Raw genomic sequence first — 15437 nt, forward strand, 5'->3', positions numbered from 1 at the left:
GGCAGAATGGCCCGATGACCAACACCACCATAGACGCCGTCGACCTCATCTCCCGCGACGCCCTGTTCGGTAATCCCGAACGGGCCGGCGTGCAGATCAGCCCGGACGGGCGCTACCTCTCCTGGCTCGCTCCGCTGGAGGGTGTGCTGAACATCTGGGTGGCCCCCGCCGATGACCTGAGCGCCGCCGAGGCCATCACCCGTGATGACACCCGCGGGATCCGCCAGTACTTCTGGACCTACCAGCCGCACACGCTGGTGTACCTGCGCGACGACGGCGGCGATGAGGACTTCCACCTGCACCGGGTGGACGTGCGCACCCGTGAGGCCACCGACCTGACGCCGTTCCCGGAGGTCACGGCGCAGGTGAGCGGGGTCAGCGACCGGATCCCGGAGGCGATCCTGGTGGGCATCAACGACCGGGACGCCCGGTGGCACGACCTGTACCGGGTGGAACTGGCCAGCGGGGACCGGGAACTACTGGTGCGCAACACCGAGGGTTTCGCCGGGTTCCTGGCCGATCACGACTATGTGGTGCGTTATGCGATGCGTACCCGCCCGGACGGCGGCATGGACATCCTGGCTCGCGACGGGGAGGACTGGCAGGTCGCCGAGGACGTGCCGTTCGAGGACGCGATGAGCACCTACGCCGCCGGCCTGACGGCCGATGGGTCCACCCTGTACCTGGTGGACTCCCGGGGCCGCAACACCTCCGGCTTGTACGCCCTGGACCTGGCCTCTGGTGCCCGATCGCTGGTGCACGCCGATGAGCGCACCGACATCGCCGGCGCGCTCGCGCATCCCACCACGGGCCGGATCCAGGCGGTGGCGGTGAATTACCTGCGCGAGGAGTGGACGGTGGTCGACCCCGAGGTCGGCCCGGACCTCGACGTCCTCGCCGGAGTCGGGCCGGGGGAGATCTCGGTCACCTCCCGCACCCTGGCCGACGACGTGTGGATCGCGGCGTACTCCTCGGCGACCGAACCCATGACCTACTACCGCTACGATCGCCCCCAGCGCCGGCTGACCCGCTTGTTCTCCGGGCGCCCGGCGCTGGAGGGCGCCCCTTTGGTGCCGATGCACCCGGTGGAGATCACGGCCAGGGACGGGCACACCCTGGTCTCCTACCTGACCCTGCCCGCGCACCGCGCGGCCGACGACGGCGCATCCCGGGCGGGTCAGCTCGCCGCCGCGACCGGTCCGGTCCCGATGGTGCTGTTCGTGCACGGAGGACCCTGGTCCCGTGATGCCTATGGATACGACGCGTACGTCCAATGGTTGGCCAACCGCGGGTACGCGGTGCTGCAGGTCAACTACCGTGGCTCGACCGGTTTCGGTAAGGAGTTCATCAACATCGCCGACGGGCAGTGGGGTGCGGCGATGCACGAGGACCTGCTCGACGCCGTGGACTGGGCCGTCCGGGAGGGGATCACCGCGCAGGACACCGTCGGCATCATGGGCGGCTCCTACGGGGGCTACGCCACCCTGGCCGGGCTGACGATGACCCCGACCACCTTTGCGTGCGGCGTGGACATCGTGGGCCCATCGAATCTGAACACGCTGATCGAGACGGTCCCGCCGTACTGGGCCTCGTTCTTCGAACAGATCGCCCGCCGGATCGGGGACCCCCGCACCGAGGCGGGCAAGGCGCTGCTTGATGAGCGGTCCCCGCTGACCCATGTGGACAACATCGTGCGGCCGCTGCTGATCGGACAGGGCGCGAATGACCCACGGGTGAAGCAGACCGAGAGCGACCAGATCGTGGAGTCGATGTCCGCCAAGGGCATTCCGGTCACCTACGTGCTCTTCCCCGACGAGGGCCACGGGTTCGCGCGGCCGGAGAACGACAAGGCGTTCAACGCCATCGCCGAGGGGTTCCTGGCAGAGCACCTGGGTGGTCGGGCCGAGCCGCTGGGCGGTGACCTGACCGGTTCCTCAGCCACGGTGCCCACCGGCGCCGACGGCGTGGCGGGCTTGGCCGACGCCCTGGCGAACCACGAGCCCGTCCTGCGCGCCTGACCCGCACCCGTCCGCACCCGTCCGCACCCGGGCGGTACACCGCCCGCACCAGCCTCCCCCGCACGCGGCTGCCCCGCCCCAAGCCTGCCCCGCACGGCTGTCGTGCACCCCGCACCATGCCGCCGGAACCGTCCAATCGGTTGGTTCGGGCGGGTTCGGACGGGGCGCCGGGCGCGATGGCGAGCCTCGATGGTGCCCCAGGCGGGGCTTGAACCCGCGACCGACGGATTATGAGTCCGCTGCTCTGACCAGCTGAGCTACTGGGGCGCGGTCACCCAGCCTATCGTCGCCAGAGGCGGTCCGGTGCATTGCGCGCGAGAGACGGGTACGGTCGGCACATGAGGTTCGGGCGAGGGAAAAAGACCAGACTTCCCGCTGAGATGGCCGGGCTGGTCCGTGGTGAGGTGCTGGCCGCTGCGCAACTGCGTGGGGGCGGCTGGCTGGTGCTCACCCCGGCGGCCGTCGTCGTGATCGGGACCGGCTCGGGGGACTTCGAGCGGGCCTGGCACACCGTGGACCGCGGGGAATGGAGCAGCGACGGCAACCGGATCCAACTGACCTGGGTGGATGGCCACGAACCGGTGGAGTTGCAACTGGTCCACGATGACCGCGAACTGGCCGACATCCTGCGCGGCGAGGTGGAGGCCTCCCTCGTGCACGCCGAGGTCGAGCGGCTACCAGGTGGAGGAACGTTGCGCGGCGCGATCCGTCGTGACGCGGAAGGGCAGTTGTTCTCCCAGGTCAGCGTCAGCGGTCGGGTGCACCGCGGTGAGGACCTGGACCAACGGGTCCGGGCGATGGAGGGCCGGGTGCGCGCTCAAGTGGGTCTGCCCCAATAGCCGCGGGTGACCGGACCCCATCGATGTGGCCGGGTAGCCGCGGGTGACCGGACCCCATCGATGTGGCCGGGCCCACGTACCCGAGGCGGCGAGCACCGGGCGAACGGTGCTAAAGTCGTCTGGGCCAATACGATCCCTCGTAGCTCAATAGGCAGAGCATCCGACTGTTAATCGGACGGTTGTTGGTTCGAGTCCAACCGAGGGAGCCCATAACCTCCGCTGGGTGCAACCTGGCGGGGGTTTCTGCGTTCCAGGCTCGCGTCCCGGGGGTCGTGGGCGAGGAGGTAGCGGATGGTGCGGACCCGGCCGGCATCCCCGTCCGTCCGTCGCGTTTGCCACCCTCGCACCACTACGGGGAGGACACCCGGGACCACGGTCTGACCGGGCAACAACCGGGACATTGAGTTCGCCTCGCGAACGCCCTGCTACTGCCCCCGTTCCCCGTAGGATGGGCCCGGTAGGCGGGCGCTAGGGGAAACGGCGCCGATCATCGACATGAACGAGGAGCGCCCAGTGGGCTACCGCTACAACTCTCCACCAGGCTGGCCACCGCCCCCAGAAGGCTGGAGCCCACCACCGGGCTGGCAGCCCGACCCCTCCTGGCCACCGGCACCCGAGGGTTGGGAGTTCTGGTTGCCCGATCCCGGCGCCACCGAAGCGGGCGCGGCCTCCGGTGCCGCAGGGGCACCCGGGGCCGGCGCGGCGCCAGAAGAGACCTCTCAACCCGGCGCACCCGAGCCGCACGCCGGCTCCGACGCACCGACACAGGCGTTCGGTGACCAAGGCTCGACGCAGGCCTTTGGAACCGGGTCCGGTGCCGGAGCAGGTGTCCCGCCCTACTCCGGACAGCCGGACTATGGCGGGCAGCAGCACGTTCCCGGGCAGCAGCCGCCGGCTGGTGCCGCGGGTGCCGGGGCCGGGGCGACTGCCTCGTACCAGTACCAGCCCAGCGGCCATCTGGACCAGCCGGGGGAGTCGCCTTACGACACCGGATTCCTGCGGTCGGGCCAGCCCTCCCACGGGCAGGGACAGCCCGACTACCAGCAGGGTGGCTACCCAGGGGCGCAGGGCGGCTACCCGGGTGGCCCGCAGGGGGGATACCCCGGTGGCGCAGCACCAGGGCAGGGCGCGCCGGGGGAGGGCAGGAAGAGCAACACCGGGATCCTCATCGCGGCCATCGTCGTGGGCGTCCTGGTGCTCGGTCTGCTGATCTGGGGCGGGATCGCCCTGTTCGGCGGTGATGACGACCCGGAGGAGATTCCGACCACCTCCGCTCCCGACCCCACGGAGGAGCCGACCGAGGACCCGGACGAAACCGAGGAACCGACCGACGACCCAACCGACGACCCCACCGACGAACCAACCGACGAACCAACCGATGACCCCACCGACGACAACGGTCCCGTCGGCCCCGACGACGGCGAAGCCGTGGTCCTGGAGTTGGGTGAGGCCGCGGTGATCCAGGGCACCGAGTCCGACCCGGAGGTGACCCTGGCGGTGCTGAGCGTGGAGGAGTGGGAAGCGGAGTCCGGCGCGTTCTTCTGCACCGAGCCCGAACTCGACGGGTACATCGAGTTCGCCGTGGAGGTCACCACCTATGATCTCGACGAACCCTACGACTTCTCGCCGATCAACTTCGGCATCGCCGACTCCGATCAGAACACCATGGACGAAGTGAACCCGTTCATGGGCCTGCTCTGCGACAACCCGGACATGATCGAGTCGGAGATGTCGGCGAACGAGACCTACACCGGAACGGTCATCCTCGACGTGCCCAGCGACGGCAGTTACATCGTCTGGGAGGAACTCTTCGACTTCACCGGCGAGGCCGTGCCCTACCTGTGGGGCTACTGACCCACTCCGACCGAGCAGCAACCCGGGGGTATCGCATCTCGGGGTTCGGCGACACGTAGCATCCCGCTGGGCACGGCATCACGCCGGGCCCGGCGGGCGCACGAATAAGGACGACACGATGAGACGCACGATCCGCATCTATCCCGACCCCGTGCTGCGCAGCCCGTGTGATCCGGTCAAGGTCATGGACGAGCGGGTGCGCGGGCTGGTCCAGGACCTGCTGGACACCGTGCACAGCGACGACCGCGCCGGCGTGGCCGCGAACCAGATCGGGGTGGGGCTGCAAGCCTTCTCCTGGCACATCGACGGCGAGGTCGGGTACGTTCTCAATCCCGAACTGGTCGAGACCTCCACCCAGACCCAGCACGGGGACGAGGGCTGCCTGTCCGTTCCCGGACTGTACTTCCCGACGACCAGAGCCGCTTACGCGAAGGTGGTCGGGGTGGATCTGGAGGGCAATGAGGTGATCCTGGAGGGTGAGGGTCTGATGGCGCGCGCCCTGCAGCACGAGGTGGACCATCTGCGGGGCATGATCTTCCTGCAGCGCCTGGACCCGGAGGTGCGTAAGGAGGCGATGCGCCAGGTGCGCAGCCGCATCTCCTGAGGCCGCAGCAGGGCTTCAGCGGGGATCGAAACGCCCCAAAGGTGCACAAATCGGTCCGGATGGGGCATGATAGGAACCACGAAGCCGCGATGCGGGTTCAACCGGAAGGCTCCGAGAGCGTTGGGGAAGACGTATCTCGACCGGATGGAGGGACCAACATGTCAGGTGTCAACACCCGCGGTGTCCTTTTCGTGCACTCTGCACCGCGCGCGTTGTGCCCGCATATCGAGTGGGCCGCCGGGTCGGTGCTGGATATCCGAGCCACGTTCAACTGGACCGAACAGCCCGCGGCACCGGGTCTGCTCCGGGCCGAGTTGTCGTGGACCGGTCCGGCCGGCAGTGGAGCACGGCTGGCCTCAGCGCTGCGCGGGTGGACCCACCTGCGCTATGAGGTCACCGAGGAGGCTTCCCGGGGCTCCGATGGCGCCCGCTGGAGCCACACCCCCGACCTGGGCATCTTCCATGCCCAGACGGATGTGCACGGCAACGTGGTTGTCCCCGAGGACCGGATCCGGGCTGCCGTGGCTCACATCGGCGATCCCCTGACGCTCCGGCGGGAACTGGATCTGGCCCTGGGGCAGGCCTGGGACGACGAGCTCGAGCCGTTCCGCTATGCCGGTGCCGGTGTGCCGGTGCGCTGGCTGCACCGGGTCGGCTGACCAGGGGCCGCGCTCAGACCGACGTGACCACAAGGGTGACGTTGTGGCCGCCGAAGCCGAAGGCGTTGTTCAGCGCCGCGATGTCACCGGCGGGAAGTCCGCGGGGGTGGTCGCGCACCACATCGATATCGATCCCGGGATCGACTTCGTTGATGTTGATCGTCGGCGGTGCCTGCCGGTGCTTGACCGCCAGGATCGTGAAGATCGACTCCAGTGCGCCGGCGCCACCGAGCAGGTGCCCGGTCATGGACTTGGTGCCGGAGACGGCGACATGGTCGGTGTGGGCGCCAAGCACGCGGCGGATGGCAGCGGCCTCGACGCCGTCCCCGGCTGGGGTGGAGGTGGCGTGGGCGTTGACGTGGACCACCTGGGCGGCTTGGACATCGGCGTCGGCCAGGCCGAGTTCGGTGGCGCGTGCCTGCCCGGCGCCGGTGGGGTCGGGCGGAGCGATGTCATAGGCATCGGCCGTCATGCCGACCCCGGCGATGCGCGCATACACCTTGGCCCCCCGGGCGCGGGCGTGCTCGGCGCTCTCCAGCACGAGCACCCCGGCGCCCTCACCGAGCACGAAGCCGTCCCGGTCGGTGTCATAGGGGCGCGAGGCTCCTGCCGGATCGTCGTTACGGGTGGAGAGGGCCTGCATCTTGGCGAATGCCGCGATCGGCAGCGGGTGGATGGCAGCCTCGGTGCCACCGACGACGACGACGTCTGCCCGGCCCGTGCGGATCATGTTCAGCCCGTAACCGATCGCCTCGGCACCGGAAGCGCAGGCAGAGACGGGTGTGTGCGCGCCGGCCCGGGCGCCCAGTTCCAAGGAGACGTAGGCGGCGGGGGAGTTGGGCATCAGCATCGGCACGGTCAGCGGCAGCACCCGGCGCACACCCTTATCCTTCAGGGTGTCCCAGGCGCTGAGCAGGGTCCACACCCCACCGATCCCGGAGGCGATGACCGTACCGAGCCGCTCTCCGGGCACGTCGGGGGTGCCGGCGTCGGCCCATGCCTCCCGCGCCGCAATGAGGGCGTACTGCGCGCTGGGGTCCATTCGCCGGATCTGCGGGCGGGGAAGTACCTCCTGGGCCGGGACGGCCAGTTGGCCCGCGAAGGTGACCGGCAACTCCAGTTCGCCGACCCAGTCCTGCTCGAGGGTGCGCACGCCGGATCGTCCGGCCAGGGCCGCCTCCCAGGTGCTGGGTACGTCTCCGCCCAGTGGGGTGGTGGCGCCCAATCCGGTGACGACGACCTCGGTCTGCTCGCTCACTGGTACTCCCCTTCACGCTGCCGGTGGTTCATCTGGAACTGTGAGGTGCTGCCGCCGGGCGCACATGGATCGATGCGCCCGGCGGAGGTGGTGCGACATCGGCGTGGTGCCGATCGGGCCCCGGAGGGCCTGCACCGGGTCAGACCCGGTCGGGTCAGCCCTGGTTGGCGCTGATGTACTTGACCGCGTCACCGACGGTGGTCAGGTTCTTGACCTCCTCGTCGGGGATGCGGACCTCGAACTTCTCCTCAGCCAGGGTGACGATCGTCATCATGGACAGCGAGTCGATGTCGAGGTCGTCGGTGAAGGACTTGTCCGGCTGCACCGCGTCGGTGTCCAGGCCGGTCTCCTCGTTCACGATCTCGGCCAGACCGGCCAGGATGTCCTCTTCGCTGTGCGCCATTGTTTCTCCTTCTACCTCGGTTGTGTGACGTTGGTTGTGCAGTGATGAAGTCTGGTGCAGTGCGCACCGATCGGTGTGGACCCGCGCCCGGTGTTGCTCCGGCCGCTGCTGCTCAGGGTAGAACCACGACCTGGGCGGCGTATACCAGGCCGGCACCGAAACCGATCTGCAGAGCGACGTCCCCGCTCTTGGCCCGGCCTTCGCGGAGCAGCCGTTCGGTGGCCAGCGGGATGGAGGCCGCGGAGGTGTTGCCGGTGTCGGCAATGTCGCGCCCCACCACCACGTCCTCGCGCAATTTCAGCAACTTCAGCAGTTGGTCGGTGATGCGCATGTTGGCCTGGTGCGGCACGAACACATCGATGTCGGCCAGTTCCAGCCCGGCGGCCTCCACGGCCCGGCGAGCGATTCCGGGCATCGTGGAGATCACCCACTTGAACACGGTGGGCCCCTGCTGGCGCAGCGTCGGGCTCTCCATGGTGGAGACCTCCTCGGCCGTCTCAGCGGTTTCGGGGACCTCCTGACCCATCTCGGCGCGCCGGTAGTCCAGCCAGGAGTGGGTCTGGTAGATCGCCGAGGCCTGACCGCCGTCGCTGCCCCAGATCGTCGGACCGATCCTGGCGGTCTCGGAGGGACCCACGATCGCTGCGCCCGCCCCGTCGCCGAGCAGGAAGGAGATGGTCCGGTCGGTGGGGTCGATGAAGTCGCTCATCTTCTCCACTCCCACCACGAGCACGTGACGGGCGGTTCCGGCCCGCACCAGGGCGTCGGCCTGGGCGATGCCGTAGCAGTACCCGGCGCAGGCCGCGGAGATGTCGAACGCGGGGGCGGGAGCGGCGCCGATCCGGCTGGCCAGCAGGGCGGCCAGGGACGGGGTCTGCTCGAAGTGCGTCACGGTGGAGACCAGCACGGTGTCGATGTCGGCCCCACTCATCCCCGCTTTGGTCAGGACGTCCCGGGCAGCCTCGTGGGCCAGTTCCAGCACGCTCTGGCTGGCGTAGACGCGCGAGGCGATGCCGGTGCGCTGACGGATCCACTCGTCGGAGGAGTTGATCGGACCGATGATCTCCTCGTTCGGAACCACCCGGTCGCCGCGGGCGCCGCCCACGGCCAGGATCTGGGTGGCGGTCACCGGCGCGGACTGCAGCATCGTGGTCATCGGCTCTCCTTGACGGACTGCACCGCGGCCACGGCGGCCTCGATGTCATCGGGGGTCTTGATCGCCACGGTCTGCACGCCGGGAAGGGTGCGCCGGGCCAGTCCGGTGAGGACACCGCCGGGAGCCAGCTCGATCACCAGGCGCACCCCCGCCTCACGCAGATAGTCCTGGCACAGGTCCCACCGCACCGGGGCGGTGATCTGTGCGACGAGGCGGGCAAGGACCTTACGTCCCTCGGTCACCGGCTGCCCGTCGGCGTTGGACAGCAGCGTGATCTCGGGGTCCTCGGGCCGGAGTCCGGCGATGGCGGCGCCGACCGGTGCGGTTGCGCCGGCCATGTGCTCGGTATGGAATGCCCCGGCGACGGCAAGGGGAATCACCCGCGCGCCGGCCGGAGGACTCTGCTGCAGCTTCGTGATCGCCTCGGTGGTGCCGGCTGCCACGACCTGCCCACCGCCATTGATGTTGGCTCCCACCAGTCCCGCGCCGACCAGGGCGGTGCTGACGTCCTCGGGCGTCCCGCCCACCACCGCGGCCATCCCGGTGGGCCGTTGGGCAGCGGCCTCGGCCATCGCCCGCCCGCGGGTGGCGACCAGGCGGACGGCTTCGGCGGGCTCGAGCACGCCGGCAGCGGCCACCGCCGCGAACTCCCCGACCGAGTGACCGGCCACGGCATCGGCCCACTGGGCCACCGGTCCCAGAGCCTGGGTGAGCCGCTCCAGGGCCAGCAGGGACGCGGCCACGATCAGCGGTTGCGCCAGCGCGGTGTCCTTGATGGTCTCGGCATCGGCGGTGCCCCCCAGCGTCGCCAGATCCACGTTGCTGGTGGTGCTGAACTCCGCCAGGAGGTCCGCAGTCACCACGGTCTGCACCCAGGGGGTGAGCATGCCGGGCTTCTGGGCTCCTTGGCCAGGACACAGGAGTGCGATCACTTCTCACACCTTTCCCTCGCGGACCCGGTGGTGCGGACGATGGAACGCACCAACCTCATCAGTCGTGTTTGTGGCATTGCGACAAACCTAGCGGACCTGTGCGCCGACGCAGTGGTGTGCGCCACATCCTGCTGTGGGGCGTGGCACATGTACGTGTACTGAAATGGGAGCGCACGTTGTACGAGTTTAACCCTCGTACATGAAAGGACGCCTCCGATGACTGCTAGGCAGACAGGGCGGTTCCGCCGCTGCTTTCGTCCAGTCGCCCCAACGCGATCGCGATCTGCAGCACGAACCCCTCCCGGGCGTCGGTGGGTTCCCATCCGGTGATCGTGCTGATGCGCCGCAGCCGGTACCGCACCGTGTTGGGGTGAACATACAACTGCCGGGCGGTGGCCTCCAGTGACCGGCCCTCGTTCAGGTAGGTCGACAACGTCTCCAGCAGTGGGCCACCCACTCCCAGCAACGGCGCGTAGACATCGGTGAGCAGGGTGCGGTGCGCATCGGGATCACCCATCAGGACTCGCTCGGGGAGCAGTTCGTCGGCCATCACCGGGCGTGGCGCCCCCGGCCAGGCGTGCACCGCGTGCAGCGTGGACAGTGCGGCTCGGGCCGAGCGTCCCGCCTCAGCGAGTTCGCCCACCAGCGGCCCTATCACCACCGGACCCGGACCGAACCGGCCCAGCAGCGTGCCGGCCTGCTCGCGAAGGTTGCCGGTCCCGCCCAGCACCACGATCAGCCGGTCACCCTGCACACCGACCAGTGCGTCCTGGGCGGCACGTCGGGCCGCGCGACGCAGGTCCGCTGCCCGCACGTCGTCGACCGGTCCGTCGGTGGTCCCGACCATCACGAGGGTGCTCCCGGTACCGGCCCAACCGAGGGCAGCCACACGGGAGTGCAGGGAGTCATCGGGGTCACCGCGCAGCAGGGAGTCCACCACCAGCGCCTCCAACCGGGCATCCCAGGCCCCGCGGGTCTCAGCCGCCCGGGCGTAGACATCGGCTGCGGAGAAGGCCACCTCGCGGGAGTAGACCAGCACGGCTTCACGCAGTTGGCGGAACTGCCCGGTGGGGGCGAGTTGCTCCGCGTGCTCCTCGACCGTCTCTACCACGATGCGCACCAACTGCAGGGTGTGCTGCAAGGAGATGGACCGGGCCAGTTCTGGCGGCGCGGCGCGGAAGATCTCTGCGGCGTTGTAGGAACCGGAGTCGGGATTCTCGTACCAGGAGATGAAGTTGGCGATGCCGGACTGGGCCACCAGCCCGATCCAGGAGCGGTCCTCGGCCTGCAGTTCCCGGTACCAGGTGAGCTCGGCATCGAGACGGCGCATCGCGGCGGAGGTGAGCAGGTCCGAGCCGGTGCGTAGGCGGCGCACCATCTGTTCGGTCGCACCGGGAGCGATGGTCGGTTTCGGGTCGCGGGGCATGCAGCGAGGATACGACCCGCCTTTGTGGGAAGCCCACAAACGACATCACCGTTATCCTCCACTACATGGGAATCCTCGATCGGCTGTCCGACTACCTGCGCGGCAAGGGCGCGCGTGGATCGTCCACACGCACCGGCAAGGGTGGCGGTGGAGTTGCGCCGGGGGAGCCTGTGGTGGAACAGGAGGGGGCGCTGCGGGAACGGTTGGACGCCGACCCGAACGACCTTGAGGCCTTCGCGCAGCTGGCCGAGCTCGTGCGGCGGCGCACCGAGAGCACCGAGCACCCGGACCCGCTGATCGCCGCGCATGCCGAGGCTGACGTGCAGGCACGCAGCGATGCCTCGCACTGGGCGCTGGCGGAGGAACTGGCTGGCAACCCGCGGGCCTGGTACCCGTTGATCGAGCTGGCCCGGCTGTCCCTGGAGGATGATCATGAGGGCGCGCTGCGCAGACTCGGGACCGCGTGTGAGCGGGATCGGAGCGGGCGTGCGCTCGAGGAGGGGATCAAGATGCTGCGGGGCGCGGATCTGCCCGCCGAGGCACTGTCGCTGGGGGTCGGGTACTGGTCCCCGGCCCAGCAGAGCCCCGAGGCGGGCCGCCAGGTGGTACAGGCGGCCCTGGACGCCGGGCGGGCCACCGCCGCCCGGGAGCACCTGCGCAATCTGGCCGAGTACGGCACCGAGCAGCCCGGTACCACTGCCGTGGTGGCTGAGTTGGAGCCGTTCGTGGCCGCCGCCGAGGCGCGGTCCGAGCGGACGGACTGACCACCCCGGGCCGGCGGGGACAGGCGCGGAGCAGGCCCCGGACCATCAAGGTTCCGGGGCCTGCGCCGTGTCGGCCGAGCCGTCCCGGCCCTGCACATGATGCCTCAGGCGTCGCCCCCTGCGGTGCCGGTGGAGCCGGCGGTGACGTCCAGCAGGTTGTACTTGTCCAGCGCCTTCTTGGGTGCGTCGGCGTCGACCTCCCCCCGGGCTGCCAACGCCTGCAGGGTCCGGGTCACGATGGACTCGGTGTCGATCAGGAAGTGCCGGCGCACTGCGGGGCGGGTGTCGGAGAAGCCGAACCCATCGGCCCCCAGCGTCCAGTAGTCCCTGGGTACCCAGGCCCGGATCTGGTCGGGCAACTGGAAGTCGTAGTCGGTCACGCCCACGAATGGTCCCTCGGTGCCGTCGAGCTTGGTCACCAGGTAGGGGGTGGGCTGCTCCCCGTCGGGGTCGATGAATGCCTGACGTTCCGCGGCCAACCCATCCCGCCGCAACTCGGTCCAACTGGTCACCGACCACACCCCGGCGCGCACGCCCCAGTCCTCGGCGAGGATCCGGCGGGCTTCCAGGGCCCACGGCACCGCCACCCCCGAGGCGAGGATCTGCGCCTCGGGCCCGTCGCCGTCGTCGGGCTCTGCCAGGCGGTGGATACCGCGGAGGATGCCCTCCACGTCCACGTCCTCCGGCTCGGCCGGCTGCAGCATGGGCTCGTTGTAGACGGTGAGGTAGTAGATGACGTCCGGGTCGCGGTCGTCGCTCTCGCCGTACATCCGCTCCAGGCCGTCCCGGACGATGTGCCGGATCTCGTACCCGTAGGCCGGGTCGTAGGAGACCACCGCCGGGTTGGTCGAGGCCAGGATGGGGGAGTGCCCGTCGGCGTGCTGCAGGCCCTCACCGGTCAGCGTGGTGCGTCCGGCAGTGGCCCCGATCAGGAACCCGCGGGTGAGTTGGTCCCCGGCGGCCCAGAACTGGTCACCGGTGCGCTGGAACCCGAACATGGAGTAGTAGAAGTAGAACGGCACCATGACCTCGCCATGGGTAGCGTAGGAGGTGCCCACGGCTTGGAAAGCCGCCGCCGAACCGGCCTCGTTGATGCCGGTGTGCAGCAGGCCGCCGGCCTCGGACTCCTTGTAGGACAGCAGCAGGTCCCGGTCCACGGACAGGTAGTGCTGACCGCCGGTGTTGAAGATCTTCAGTGAGGGAAAGATCGAGTCAAGGCCGAACGTGCGCGCCTCGTCCGGGATGATCGGCACGATCCGCTTACCGAACTCCTTGTCCCGCAGCAGGTCCTTGAACAACTGCACCAGCGCCATCGTGGTGGCGACCTCCTGGTTGCCCGAGCCCTTGGCCAGACGTGCGTAGGCCTTGTCCCCGGGCAGGGTCACCGAGGTGTACTTCGAGCGCCGCTCGGGCAGGAAGCCGCCCAGTTGGCGGCGGCGCTCCAGCATGTACTCGATCTCGGGTGCGTCCATCCCGGGGTGGTAGTACGGGGGCAGGTGCGGATCCTTCTCGATCTCCTCATCGGTGATCGGGATCCGCAGGGAGTCCCGGAGCAGCTTGAGGTCGTTCTCCTTCAGTTGCTTCATCTGGTGGGTGGCGTTACGGGCGGCGAACGCCGAGCCCAGTCCGTACCCCTTGATGGTGTGGGCCAGGATCACGGTGGGCTGGCCGGTGTGGTTCACCGCAGCGCTGTAGGCGGCGTAGAGCTTGCGGTAGTCGTGGCCGCCGCGCTTGAGCGCCCAGATGTCGTCATCGGAGAGGTTCTCCACCAACGCCTTGGTGCGCGGGTCGCGGCCGAAGAAGTGCTCGCGGATGAACGCACCGTTCTCGGCCCGGTAGGTCTGGTAGTCACCATCGGGGGTGTTGTTCATCAGGTTGACCAGGGCGCGGTCCTTGTCAGCCTCCAGCAGCGAGTCCCACTCGCGGCCCCAGACCACCTTGATGACGTTCCAGCCGGCACCCCGGAAGAAGGCCTCCAGTTCCTGGATGATCTTGCCGTTGCCGCGCACCGGCCCATCAAGACGCTGCAGGTTGCAGTTGATCACGAAGGTCAGGTTGTCCAGCCCCTGGTTCGCGGCCAGTTGCAGCATGCCACGCGATTCCGGCTCGTCCATCTCGCCATCGCCGAGGAAGGCCCACACGTGCTGCTGGGAGGTGTCCTTGATCTCCCGCAGGTGCGTGTAGCGGTTCACCCACGCCTGGTAGATCGCCGAGGCGGGGCCCAGCCCCATCGAGACGGTGGGGAACTCCCAGAAGTCGGGCTGATGCCGCGGGTGGGGGTAGGAGGGCAGGCCCCCGCCGGGATGGGACAGTTCCTGACGGAACCCGTCCAGGCCGTGCTCGTCCATCCGGCCCTCGAGGAAGGCGCGGGCGTACATGCCGGGGGCGGCGTGACCCTGGAAGTAGATCTGGTCCCCGCCGCCGGGGTGGTCCTTGCCGCGGAAGAAGTGGTTCAACCCCACCTCGTACAGGGTGGCCACCGAGGCGTAGGAGGAGATGTGGCCGCCCACGGCGATACCGGGACGCTGGGCGCGGGTGACCATCACCGCCGAGTTCCAGCGCAGGTAGGAGCGATATCGACGCTCGACCACCTCATCGCCGGGAAAGTACGGCTCGTCCTCGACCCCGATGGTGTTGATGTACGGGGTGGTGGTGGCCGAGGGGATGGCCAGGCCATGCTCGCGGGCGCGCTTGAGCAGGTTCAGCAGGATGTAGCGGGCCCGCGGGCCGCCGCGGTCCTCGATGAGGCCGTCCAGGGATTCCAGCCACTCCCCGGTCTCCTCGGCATCGATGTCCGGCACCTGGCTCAGCATGCCGTTGATCAAGGGTCCGGAAGTGTTGCGTGCAGTCACGGGAAACTCATTTCTCCGTACGCCAGGGCTGCGGCGCACGGGCTCGGTTGGCCTGTACGGGCCAGGCCCACACGTTCTGCGTGCTCTTGCGATCCTATTGTTGCGCGATGCGTGGCGCCTCATGCCAGAACCCGGATGTGACCTGACCGACACCGGCGACCCCTACACTCAGGGGTGCGAACGGTGCCACCCGGCACCGCTGTCGAAACCCCGGGAGGGGACGGAGAGGAGAGCAGGGAACGTGGGAGAGGCCACGGGAAGCGTACGCTCCCGGTTTGGTGTGAACCCCGGTCAGGTGGTGCAGGAGTTCGGGTACGACGACGACGTCGACACCGGTGTGCGCCAGGAACTGGAATCCGTCATCGGCTCGGAACTGGCCGATGAACTCTACGACGACGTCACCGATGCCGCCATCGTGTGGTGGCGCGCGGACGACGGCGACACCGCTGATCTGACCGACCTGGTCCTCGATGCGATGACCACCCTGGAGGACGGGGCCCTGATCTGGGTCCTGGTACCCAAGCCCGGCCGGGACGGGCACGTGGCCCCGGCAGACGTGGAGGAGGCTGCCTCCACCGCGGGGCTGCACGCCACCAGTGCCATCTCGGCAGCGCCGGACTGGACCGGGATGCGGCTGGTGACGCGCAGCCGGGGCCGCTGATCGTGAGATGG

Annotated in this window: 13 protein-coding genes and 2 tRNA genes; 8 read left to right on the plus strand and 7 right to left on the minus strand. The window is 69.2% G+C overall.

The window, feature by feature from the left end; all coding sequences use genetic code 11:
- The first annotated feature begins 14 nt into the window (after positions 1-14).
- Positions 15-2018: an alpha/beta fold hydrolase gene (locus ACPL7H_RS05105; protein WP_424796003.1), complete on the plus strand. Its 2004-nt coding sequence runs from the start codon at positions 15-17 to the stop codon at positions 2016-2018.
- Positions 2019-2208: 190 nt separating this feature from the next.
- On the opposite strand, the gene ACPL7H_RS05110 is transcribed toward ACPL7H_RS05105, so the two are convergent.
- Positions 2209-2285 (minus strand) — tRNA-Ile (locus ACPL7H_RS05110).
- Positions 2286-2356: 71 nt separating this feature from the next.
- Here ACPL7H_RS05110 and ACPL7H_RS05115 point away from each other — a divergent pair.
- The 5 genes from ACPL7H_RS05115 (at position 2357) to ACPL7H_RS05135 (ending at position 5974) form a co-directional block, all read left to right on the plus strand.
- Complete coding sequence (locus ACPL7H_RS05115) at positions 2357-2857, plus strand: hypothetical protein (protein WP_424796004.1); 501 nt, start codon at positions 2357-2359, stop codon at positions 2855-2857.
- Between the two features lie 133 nt (positions 2858-2990).
- A tRNA-Asn gene (locus tag ACPL7H_RS05120) sits at positions 2991-3063 on the plus strand.
- A 289-nt stretch (positions 3064-3352) separates the two neighbouring features.
- Positions 3353-4711: a hypothetical protein gene (locus tag ACPL7H_RS05125; RefSeq protein WP_424796005.1), complete on the plus strand. Its 1359-nt coding sequence runs from the start codon at positions 3353-3355 to the stop codon at positions 4709-4711.
- Between the two features lie 118 nt (positions 4712-4829).
- On the plus strand, positions 4830-5315 hold the full coding sequence (gene def / locus ACPL7H_RS05130) for a peptide deformylase (protein WP_424796006.1): 486 nt from the start codon (positions 4830-4832) through the stop codon (positions 5313-5315).
- 158 nt (positions 5316-5473) lie between these two features.
- Positions 5474-5974 (plus strand): DUF3145 domain-containing protein, encoded by a 501-nt coding sequence (locus ACPL7H_RS05135; protein ID WP_424786143.1) that lies wholly within the window; start codon positions 5474-5476, stop codon positions 5972-5974.
- 13 nt (positions 5975-5987) lie between these two features.
- Here the strand turns inward: ACPL7H_RS05135 and ACPL7H_RS05140 are convergent, their stop codons facing one another.
- The 5 genes from ACPL7H_RS05140 to ACPL7H_RS05160 all read right to left on the minus strand — a co-directional run bounded on the left by ACPL7H_RS05140 (position 5988) and on the right by ACPL7H_RS05160 (position 11149).
- Complete coding sequence (locus tag ACPL7H_RS05140; RefSeq protein ID WP_424796007.1) at positions 5988-7232, minus strand: beta-ketoacyl-[acyl-carrier-protein] synthase family protein; 1245 nt, start codon at positions 7230-7232, stop codon at positions 5988-5990.
- A 154-nt stretch (positions 7233-7386) separates the two neighbouring features.
- Entirely contained in the window at positions 7387-7635 is a 249-nt protein-coding gene (locus tag ACPL7H_RS05145) for an acyl carrier protein (protein ID WP_424786141.1), read from the minus strand.
- A 112-nt stretch (positions 7636-7747) separates the two neighbouring features.
- A complete protein-coding gene (locus tag ACPL7H_RS05150; RefSeq protein WP_424786140.1) occupies positions 7748-8791 on the minus strand; it encodes a beta-ketoacyl-ACP synthase III in 1044 nt (347 codons plus the stop codon).
- Positions 8788-9723, minus strand: coding sequence for an ACP S-malonyltransferase (locus tag ACPL7H_RS05155; RefSeq protein WP_424796008.1), 936 nt, complete (start codon positions 9721-9723; stop codon positions 8788-8790). Before ACPL7H_RS05155 ends, ACPL7H_RS05150 begins: the two co-directional genes overlap by 4 nt.
- Positions 9724-9946: 223 nt before the next feature.
- Positions 9947-11149, minus strand: a complete 1203-nt coding sequence (locus ACPL7H_RS05160) for a PucR family transcriptional regulator (RefSeq protein WP_424786138.1) — start codon at positions 11147-11149, stop codon at positions 9947-9949.
- Between the two features lie 65 nt (positions 11150-11214).
- Here ACPL7H_RS05160 and ACPL7H_RS05165 point away from each other — a divergent pair, with 65 nt between their 5' ends.
- Positions 11215-11913, plus strand: a complete 699-nt coding sequence (locus ACPL7H_RS05165; RefSeq protein WP_424786137.1) for a hypothetical protein — start codon at positions 11215-11217, stop codon at positions 11911-11913.
- A gap of 104 nt (positions 11914-12017) precedes the next feature.
- On the opposite strand, the gene aceE is transcribed toward ACPL7H_RS05165, so the two are convergent.
- The gene (gene aceE, locus ACPL7H_RS05170; RefSeq protein ID WP_424796332.1) at positions 12018-14726 is read right to left on the minus strand and encodes a pyruvate dehydrogenase (acetyl-transferring), homodimeric type; all 2709 of its coding nucleotides are present in this window, start codon (positions 14724-14726) and stop codon (positions 12018-12020) included.
- Between the two features lie 319 nt (positions 14727-15045).
- Here aceE and ACPL7H_RS05175 point away from each other — a divergent pair, with 319 nt between their 5' ends.
- Entirely contained in the window at positions 15046-15426 is a 381-nt protein-coding gene (locus tag ACPL7H_RS05175) for a DUF3052 domain-containing protein (RefSeq protein WP_424796009.1), read from the plus strand.
- The last annotated feature ends 11 nt before the right edge of the window (positions 15427-15437 follow it).

The organism is Pseudactinotalea sp. Z1732, assembly GCF_049724975.1.
Classification (GTDB): Bacteria; Actinomycetota; Actinomycetes; order Actinomycetales; family Beutenbergiaceae; genus CALKWS01.

Coding starts and splice junctions, on each gene's coding strand:
- ACPL7H_RS05160 (WP_424786138.1), bottom strand. CDS start 11,149: ATGCCCCGCGACCCGAAACCGACCATCGCTCCCGGTGCGACCGAACAG.
- def (WP_424796006.1), top strand. CDS start 4,830: ATGAGACGCACGATCCGCATCTATCCCGACCCCGTGCTGCGCAGCCCG.
- ACPL7H_RS05135 (WP_424786143.1), top strand. CDS start 5,474: ATGTCAGGTGTCAACACCCGCGGTGTCCTTTTCGTGCACTCTGCACCG.
- ACPL7H_RS05150 (WP_424786140.1), bottom strand. CDS start 8,791: ATGACCACGATGCTGCAGTCCGCGCCGGTGACCGCCACCCAGATCCTG.
- ACPL7H_RS05145 (WP_424786141.1), bottom strand. CDS start 7,635: ATGGCGCACAGCGAAGAGGACATCCTGGCCGGTCTGGCCGAGATCGTG.
- aceE (WP_424796332.1), bottom strand. CDS start 14,726: ATGCTGAGCCAGGTGCCGGACATCGATGCCGAGGAGACCGGGGAGTGG.
- ACPL7H_RS05105 (WP_424796003.1), top strand. CDS start 15: ATGACCAACACCACCATAGACGCCGTCGACCTCATCTCCCGCGACGCC.
- ACPL7H_RS05125 (WP_424796005.1), top strand. CDS start 3,353: ATGAACGAGGAGCGCCCAGTGGGCTACCGCTACAACTCTCCACCAGGC.
- ACPL7H_RS05165 (WP_424786137.1), top strand. CDS start 11,215: ATGGGAATCCTCGATCGGCTGTCCGACTACCTGCGCGGCAAGGGCGCG.
- ACPL7H_RS05115 (WP_424796004.1), top strand. CDS start 2,357: ATGAGGTTCGGGCGAGGGAAAAAGACCAGACTTCCCGCTGAGATGGCC.